Source organism: Parasynechococcus sp. (assembly GCF_042954325.1).
Lineage (GTDB): Bacteria > Cyanobacteriota > Cyanobacteriia > PCC-6307 > Cyanobiaceae > Parasynechococcus.
This window is the reverse complement of record NZ_JBGKDS010000047.1, coordinates 1-7,033: the sequence shown is the minus strand read 5'-3', so window position 1 is coordinate 7,033 and position 7,033 is coordinate 1. Positions and strand designations below refer to the sequence as shown.

General features: G+C 63.9%; 7 protein-coding genes. 4 read left to right on the top strand and 3 right to left on the bottom strand.

The window, feature by feature from the left end:
* Positions 1–192 precede the first annotated feature (192 nt).
* Positions 193–1,569, top strand: a complete 1,377-nt coding sequence (locus tag ACGVKB_RS07440; RefSeq protein ID WP_392350687.1) for a cation:proton antiporter — start codon at positions 193–195, stop codon at positions 1,567–1,569.
* A gap of 6 nt (positions 1,570–1,575) precedes the next feature.
* Here the strand turns inward: ACGVKB_RS07440 and ACGVKB_RS07435 are convergent, their stop codons facing one another.
* On the bottom strand, positions 1,576–1,902 hold the full coding sequence (locus ACGVKB_RS07435; protein ID WP_392350685.1) for a hypothetical protein: 327 nt from the start codon (positions 1,900–1,902) through the stop codon (positions 1,576–1,578).
* A 50-nt stretch (positions 1,903–1,952) separates the two neighbouring features.
* Here ACGVKB_RS07435 and ACGVKB_RS07430 point away from each other — a divergent pair, with 50 nt between their 5' ends.
* Positions 1,953–2,825 carry an alpha/beta fold hydrolase gene (locus ACGVKB_RS07430; protein WP_392350683.1) on the top strand — a complete coding sequence of 291 codons (873 nt, stop codon included), beginning with the start codon at positions 1,953–1,955 and terminating at the stop codon, positions 2,823–2,825.
* Between the two features lie 55 nt (positions 2,826–2,880).
* Positions 2,881–3,729, top strand: a complete 849-nt coding sequence (locus tag ACGVKB_RS07425) for a galactose mutarotase (protein WP_392350681.1) — start codon at positions 2,881–2,883, stop codon at positions 3,727–3,729.
* Positions 3,730–3,731: 2 nt separating this feature from the next.
* Here ACGVKB_RS07425 and ACGVKB_RS07420 read toward each other — a convergent pair whose 3' ends face one another.
* Positions 3,732–4,889: an FAD-binding oxidoreductase gene (locus tag ACGVKB_RS07420; RefSeq protein WP_392350679.1), complete on the bottom strand. Its 1,158-nt coding sequence runs from the start codon at positions 4,887–4,889 to the stop codon at positions 3,732–3,734.
* A gap of 14 nt (positions 4,890–4,903) precedes the next feature.
* On the opposite strand from ACGVKB_RS07420, the gene ACGVKB_RS07415 reads away from it, so the two are divergent.
* On the top strand, positions 4,904–6,250 hold the full coding sequence (locus tag ACGVKB_RS07415) for a four-carbon acid sugar kinase family protein (protein ID WP_392350677.1): 1,347 nt from the start codon (positions 4,904–4,906) through the stop codon (positions 6,248–6,250).
* On the opposite strand, the gene ACGVKB_RS07410 is transcribed toward ACGVKB_RS07415, so the two are convergent.
* The coding region (locus ACGVKB_RS07410; RefSeq protein ID WP_392350675.1) for a (Fe-S)-binding protein at positions 6,203–7,033 on the bottom strand (831 nt) is incomplete at its 5' end. The two genes, ACGVKB_RS07415 and ACGVKB_RS07410, sit on opposite strands and share 48 nt — an antisense overlap.

The following is a 7,033-nucleotide window of genomic DNA, read 5'->3' as shown; positions in this document are numbered from 1 at the left end:
GTCCGTGGCGTGCTGACGGCGCCCGGACGATGCGGCTAATCGGACCGTAGCCAGCGATTTTCGACCTGCCACCGCGCGTGGATGGTGCGACGCAATCCGGCTCAATCGTTTGGACCGGAGCACGAGGACCACGCCACGGACAGTTCTGCGACGAATTCACCATTAAGGTCGGCGGCAGAGCTGCGCGGCCTGATGCTTCTGCCCACCCTGCTGAGTGAAATCAGCAGTCATGACCTGGAGGTCGCCGAAACGCTGATCGGCGTCCTTCGCTTCATTTTGATTTTCGTTGCCGCCCGCACCCTGGCGGAGGTGCTGGTGCGCTTTGAGCTCCCCACCATTTTGGGCGAGCTTCTGGCGGGTGTGATCATCGGTGCGTCCGGTCTTCACCTGCTGGTTCCTCCCGAAACGCAGGTCCAACTCAGCGGTGTCTTCACCGATGCCATCGCTGCTCTGGCTCACATCCCAGGAGAGGACGTCACCGCGATCTATGACGAGAGCTTCGGGGCGTTGCGATCGGTCTCCAACCTCGGCCTCTATTCGCTGCTGTTCCTCACCGGCTTGGAAAGTGAGTTGGATGAGCTGATGGCCGTCGGTGTTCAGGCGTTCTCGGTGGCCGTGGTGGGTGTGGTGCTGCCGTTCGCCCTTGGCACCCTCGGCCTGATGACGATTTTTCACGTCGATGCGATTCCCGCGATTTTCGCTGGTGCATCGATGACGGCCACCAGCATCGGCATCACCGCAAGCGTGTTCGGGGAACTCGGATATCTGCGCACCCGTGAAGGCCAGATCGTGATCGGCGCTGCTGTGCTCGACGACATCCTCGGCATCGTGATCCTGGCGATCGTGGTGTCCCTTGGGGCCGGCGGCTCCCTGGAGATCGCTCCGATCATTCGCCTTGTCGTTGCCGCTGTGTTGTTCGTGGTGGTGGCGCTGGTGCTGAGTCGGAAGGCTGCTCCGGCGTTCGATTGGGTCGTGGACCAGCTCAAGGCCCCCGGCTCCAAATTGGTGGGCGCTTATCTGTTGCTCGGGGCGACCTGCTTCGCGGCCACGGCGATCGGCTTGGAAGCGGCCCTCGGTGCCTTTGCGGCTGGTTTGATCGCCAGTGCGTCCAAACACCGCCATGAGATTCAGGCGGCGGTGATGCCGATTGTTGGTCTCTTCGCCACCGTCTTCTTCGTGTTGGTGGGAGCGGGGATGGACCTGTCGGTCATCAATCCATCCGATCCCGCAGCGCGCTCGGCACTGGTGATCGCAGGCTTCCTCTTCCTTGTGGCCATCATCGGCAAGGTTGCGGCCGGCTGGGCTGTCTTCAGTAAGGAGAAAACCAACCACCTGGTGGTGGGCCTCGGAATGATGCCCCGGGGTGAGGTGGGCTTGATTTTCCTGGGTCTGGGTACGGCCTCCGGCTTGCTGAACCCCGGCCTTGAAGCCGCCATTCTGTTGATGGTGATCGGGACGACGTTCCTGGCCCCGGTTCTTCTCCGCTTGGTCTTGAAAGGCAAGCCTCCTGAGGATGGCAATGAGGTCCCCGAAGAGTTGGCCGCCGATCCGATGGCAGGCGCGTCCTGACCGTCGTCAGGACGCCTGGTCGTCCTGTGATGCGAACACCAGCAGCAGGCTCCAGCCGATGGCGATCACCGCCAGGCTGGATGCCCAGCCTGGACCAATCACCCAGCTGCCGAGCAGCTGGGTGACCATCCCCACTGCCAAGGCCAGCAGCAGTGAGCTGACCACCAGGGCCAGTTGACGACCCTGTTCCGGCAGTGGACTCGTCGACAGACTGGCCTCGAATCGGGCCAGGGGTCCGCTGAGGGGGATGTAGAGGGCGATGGCCCAGAGCACCGCGCCGCGCCAGCTGCCCGGGTCTGCGAGAGGTCCGCTCCAAAGCTCGTCACTCAGCATCGAAGCGTTCCAAGTTGATCTGCCTAGCATCGCTGCCCCTGCGCGCGACTGTGGACACGATCAGCTGGAGCCATCTCGGACATCCCGTGCATGCCGTTGAGCTGAGTCCGGAAGGCGATGCAAGCGATCGTCCCGCCTTGCTTCTCGTGCATGGATTCGGTGCGTCCACAGACCACTGGCGCCACAACATTCCTGTTCTGGGACGCACCCATGCGGTGCATGCCATTGATCTTCTCGGCTTCGGCCGCAGCGCCAAGCCTGGTGAGTTGAACTATGGCGGTGCCCTCTGGCGCGATCAGCTGGTTGCCTACGTGCGGGAGCGGATCGGCCGCCCGACGGTGATCGCCGGTAATTCCCTTGGTGGTTTTGCCGCTTTGGCGGCTGGAGCGGCCCTCGGTCACGATTGCGCGGGGGTGGTGCTGCTGAATGCCGCCGGTCCCTTTAGTGATGAGCAAAAGCCCCCCCAGGGCTGGGGAGCGATCGCCCGTCAGACCATCGGGACGGCGCTGTTGCGCAGCCCCGTCCTGCAGCGGGTGTTGTTTGAGAACCTGCGCAGGCCGGCCACCATTCGCCGCACGCTCAACCAGGTGTACATCGACAAGACCAACGTGGATGACTGGTTGGTGGAGTCGATTCGGAGACCGTCGCTCGATCCCGGAGCATTCGGTGTGTTCCGAACGGTGTTCGATATTCCGCGTGGTCAGCCTCTGGATGAGTTGTTCGCTGAGCTCACCGCTCCTTTGTTGCTGCTTTGGGGCATCCGCGATCCCTGGATCAATGCGCCCGGTCGACGCTCCACCTTTCAGCGCCATGCCCCTGAGGCCACCACGGAAGTGGTGCTGGATGCGGGGCACTGCCCCCATGACGAGGTTCCGGATCAGGTCAATGCCGCCCTGCTGGAGTGGTTGGCTGGATTGGGCTGACCGCGGCGCCGGTCCGATTCCGTGAGCAGACTTTGACCATGCGCCCGGATGGCTGATGGCCCTGACCGAGAAGTCCGCTCCCTATGCCCACTGGGAGTATGTCCATCCAGGCAGTGGTGACCGGTTGCGGATCATCCCCGAGCGCGGGGGGCTGGTCAGCGAGTGGTGTTGTGGGGGCAGGGAGGTGCTGTATTTCGATCAGCAGCGCTATGCCGATCCGTCCAAGAGCATTCGCGGGGGCATCCCTGTGCTGTTCCCGATTTGCGGCAACTTGCCAGACGACCGTTTGGTGGTGAACGGCGTTGCACACACCCTGGCGCAGCATGGTTTCGCTCGGGATTTGCCCTGGGTGCTGCAGCTCCTGGACGATCAGAGCGGCATTCGTTTGAGCTTGCAGTCCACAGGCCAAACCGAAGCGGCGTATCCCTTTGCCTTCCTGCTGGAGATGGAGGTGCGCCCCGTCGATCAGGCGCTGGAGATCAGCACCACCATCCACAACCGCAGCGCGGATTCGATGCCGTTCAGCTTCGGGCTGCACCCCTACTTTCAGGTCAGTGATCTCAGCCGCACGCGGCTCACGGGGTTGGCTGATCGCTGCCTGAATCATCTGGAGATGGCAGCGGCAGACACGGCGCCGCAATTGGACCGGCTGCCTCAGGGGGTGGATTTTCTCTGCCAACCCAATGGACCCGTCACGCTGATCGATGACGCCACCGGAGCTCAGTTGCAGTTGCAGCACCAGGCTCCCTTCGATCTGAGCGTGGTCTGGACGGAGCCGCCTCGGCCGATGGTTTGCTTGGAGCCTTGGACAGGACCACGGCAGGCCTTGCTCAGCGGAGATCGCAAGCTGGTGCTGGACCCCGGAGCCCAGCAGACCCTGACGTGTCGATATGCGGTGCTCTGAGTTCAGGCTTCCACGCCTGGTAACCGGCCGCGGCAGAGCTGTTGCTGGGGATCAAACTGACGTTTCACGGCTTCGATCACAGCCCGAGCGGGAGCATCACCCCAAGCGGGCAGCCGTTGGCTCCCGGTCTCGGGTTGGCGCAACACCATCAGCTGGCCGCCCAGTTGCCCGACGCGTTGACGCAGAGCGCCCACGGCATGGGCTGCTGTGCTGTCGTTGTCCGCAGTCCAGCCATCGCCGCAACCTGCTCCAGCGGCCAGGCACCATGACCAGCCCTTCAGGGCCTGTGTTTCACGGCTGCTCAGCAGGGTGTGAAGGCGTGCCGGCGGCAGCATCACCCGAACCAGCCAGCGGCCCCCTTGCATGGGCAGTGGTGGCTCCAGTGGAACCGCTGCGGCATGCCGTTTCACTGTCAGGCCCAGGTGTTCAGCCAGGGTCGTGATCCGGCTGAGTTGTGTCTCCACCGCGGTATCCGACACGCTGCTGACCAGAACCTGCAGACGGGGCTCACTGTCTCCGGTCTTGATCCAGTCGAAGCGTTCCGGCGTCAGGCTCGAATTCAGCACCTCCGCTCGACACCGCTCCTGGCTGTCCAGGGGGCCATCGAGTGCTAATCCACCGTGGCTGGGACGCATCGGCTGCACCCGCAGGGTGAGCTCCGTGATCAAGGCCAGGCTGCCCCAGCTTCCGCAGAGCAAACGCATCAGGTCGTAGCCAGCCACGTTTTTCACCACCCGACCGCCGGCATGGGCTTCGACGCCGTCGCTGCGCAACAGACCAATGCCGATGATCTGATCACGCACACCGAGATGGCGTTGTCGCAGACCGCCGGCCAAGCCCCTGGCCACCAGGCCACCAAGACTTCCGCTGGGTTCGCCGCCCCAGGGCCAGTCGACCGGCAGCCATTGGCCTTGCTCCGCCAGCAGGGTCTGCAGCTCCTGCAGTGGCATCCCTGCTTCCACGGTGATGGTCAGGTCATCAATGGCGTGATCGATCACGCGGTTCAACCCACGACAACTCACGGTGGGGTGATCGGCATGGATGGGTGCCCCCCAGTCCAGACGGGTTCCGAGACCACTGGGGATCCAGGGGGTTGCGGTTTGATGAAGGTGGCGGACCAGAGCGATCAGCTCCTGGCGGTCGGTGGGGGAATGGCTCACGCCACGATGGTGCCATGAAGGTTGTCGTGATCGATGACGACCCCACCGGGTCGCAGACGGTGCATGGGTGTCCTCTGTTGCTTCGCTGGGATCCCCTGACCTTGCAGCAGAGCCTGCGGCATCGATCGCCGCTTGTCTTTCTGCTGGCGGATACCCGTTCGCTCGAGCCATCCCAGGCAGCGGGCTGCAACCGTGAGATTGCGGCGAATCTGGATGCCGCTCTGCTGGCCGAAGGGATGCAGCGGAACGATGTGCAGCTCGTCAGCCGCGGCGATTCAACCCTGCGGGGCCATGGCGTTTTGGAGCCACAGGTGCTGGAGGACTGCTTTGGACCTTTCGATGCCACCCTGCATGTCCCGGCCTTCCTGGAGGGGGGGCGCACCACGGTGAATGGTGTGCATCTGCTCCATGGGGAGCCCGTGCACACCAGTGCCTTTGCCAGGGACCGTCTGTTTGCCTTCAGCACCAGTGATCTGGCGGCCTGGCTCGAGGAAAAAAGCGCTGGGGTGATCCAGGCGGGAGCGGTGCAGCGTTTGAGTGGTCAGGAGCTGGATCAGGCGTCCAGTGCTGGCCTCGACGCGTTGCTGGCTCGCCTGCGCAGCTTCCACGGCAACGCGGCAGTGGTGGTGGATGCGGAGCGTCAGGAGCAGCTCGCGGCCTTGGCCGCTGCCGTTCGCTTGCTTCAACCGGAGAAGCGGTTTCTGTTCCGTTCCGCGGCCAGTTGGCTGAAGGCCCTGGCCGATCCAGGACCGCAACCGCTGGATGCCGATGGCCTGGCGGGACTGCGCCGGCGCTCGTCGTCCGGAGCTGCCAGGCCGGGGCTGGTGATGGTTGGCTCGTACGTTCCGCTGGCGGATCAGCAGCTGACGTGTCTGCTCAAGGAACCGGAGTGCCTCGGCATTGAGTTGCCTGTGCGCCGGATCGCCAGGGTGCTCGACGGCCCCACGCCGGATTGGCTGTTGGACGACCTCCAACGGGACTGGCTGGAGCAGATCAGCGGGGCTCTCGAACAGAACCGCACGCCTGTCCTGTACACGAGTCGCGGAGAACTGGCTTTCGCTTCGGAGGCTGCTGGTCGCCGATTCGCAAGGGAACTGGCGGCGTTGATGGGTCGGCTGGCCGCTGCTGTGGCACCGCGTTTGGGGTACCTGATCAGCAAAGGCGGCATCACCACGCAAACCCTGCTGGCCCGTGGGCTGGCGCTGGAGTCCGTTCAGCTTGAGGGACAGCTCTTGCCAGGGTTGTCGTTGGTACGACCATCCACTGGGCCGCTGGCCGATCTGCCGATCCTCACGTTCCCCGGCAACCTCGGTTCAGCCGGCACGCTCCTGGAGGCTTGGCAGCGGATGCAGGCCGGCTGAGGCCGCCAGCAGTTCCATCGGGTGCAGCACCTGTGCCCGTTCGCCAAGGTGACGGCGCAGCTGCAGGGTGCAGCCGATGTTGGCGCTGGCCACGACATCGGCGCCGGTTCGGCTGAGGTCGTCGGCCTTGATCCGACCCAGTTCAGCGGCTTCCTCGGGTTGAACCAGGTTGTAAATCCCGGCGCTGCCACAGCAGACGCCGGCTTCCATGGCCTCGCGCAACTGCAGTTCAGGAATGCTCTCCAGTAGCTGGCGCGGTTGGGCCTGGATGCCTTGGCCGTGAATCATGTGGCAGGCGTCATGCATGGCCACAACGCCAGGGAGAGGTTGTAGCTGAGCGCGAAACGACTCCAGGAGGCCACGGTCAGCTAGGAATTCCTGAACATCCAGTACAGGAGCCCGGAATGCAGTGTTGCCGTTCAACAGCTCGCCGTAGGCCTTCATCGTGTGGCCGCAGCCGGAGGCGGCTACCAGCACCGCATCCAACTCTCCTTTGATGGCATTCATGCTCCGGACGAGATCTGTCGCGAGTTGGCGGGTGAGCTCCAATTCCCCCTGGTGATGGCTCACCGCTCCGCAGCAGCCCTGGTCAGGCGGAATCACTACCTCAAAACCATTGGCCTGCAACACCTTCACCGTTGCTGTGCTCACGCTGGGATCGAAGCAGCGTTGGACGCAGCCCAGAAGTAGCGCCACGCGGCCGCGGCTCGGGCCGATGGCAGGGTTCACCGTTGGCAGTGCGTCGTCAAAGGCATTGGCTGCGAGGGAGGGCAGAAGCTGTTC

What these genes read in the sequence shown, in the direction of transcription:
- ACGVKB_RS07440 (WP_392350687.1), top strand. Translation starts at nt 193, where the DNA reads ATGCTTCTGCCCACCCTGCTGAGTGAAATCAGCAGTCATGACCTGGAG.
- ACGVKB_RS07435 (WP_392350685.1), bottom strand. Translation starts at nt 1,902, where the DNA reads ATGCTGAGTGACGAGCTTTGGAGCGGACCTCTCGCAGACCCGGGCAGC.
- ACGVKB_RS07425 (WP_392350681.1), top strand. Translation starts at nt 2,881, where the DNA reads ATGGCCCTGACCGAGAAGTCCGCTCCCTATGCCCACTGGGAGTATGTC.
- ACGVKB_RS07415 (WP_392350677.1), top strand. Translation starts at nt 4,904, where the DNA reads ATGAAGGTTGTCGTGATCGATGACGACCCCACCGGGTCGCAGACGGTG.